At 71.9% G+C, this 519-nt stretch carries 1 protein-coding gene; it reads left to right on the top strand.

The genetic code is table 11. The features are described 5' to 3' along the window. Positions 1-274: 274 nt before the first annotated feature. Positions 275-519, top strand: a 245-nt coding sequence (locus QHF89_RS49925; protein WP_284722036.1) for a hypothetical protein, incomplete at its 3' end; no start/stop codon positions are given.

Raw genomic sequence — 519 nt, 5'->3', positions numbered from 1 at the left:
GCAGGCGTCTGCGCGGTGCTTGCTGTCGAAGCCCGTTGGCGCGCGGTGGCAGGCCCGGATGCGCGTGCTCGCGGCGCCTGCCACGGGGGCGGGGCGGCGTCCAGACGGGGGTGGGCGAGGTGTTACGCTCAATCTTTCGGCGCCGGGGGCTGTCGGGTCATCGAAGAGCGTTCCTGCGACACGGTCGCCGTAGAGCCAGAAGCCGACACCCGCCAGCTTCTCCCGATACTGCACAATCACGTCCCCCGTTCGATGCCCCGATCCACCTGGGAGCATGCCGACGGCCATCACGAAAGCCGGTTCCAGCTCGAGAGGAAGCCCTGGCACGGCCCCGCGCACGTCGTCTGGGCCGCTGGTTATCGCGTCGAGGGGTTGCGCGCGATGCCAGAGGACGCTGGCCGCGCTGGAGGCGCTCACGCGCGCGCTCGCGGCCCCCGTACACGGCGCGCCGTCGCCGGACGCCGTGGCGAAGATCATGCGCCGGATCGAGGTCGAGCCGCCCGCGCACGCTCCGGCAAA

It is taken from the genome of Polyangium sorediatum (assembly GCF_029946465.1).
GTDB lineage: Bacteria > Myxococcota_A > Polyangia > Polyangiales > Polyangiaceae > Polyangium > Polyangium fumosum.
The sequence above is the reverse complement of the archived record's forward strand: the minus strand, read 5'-3'. Positions and strand labels throughout refer to the sequence as shown.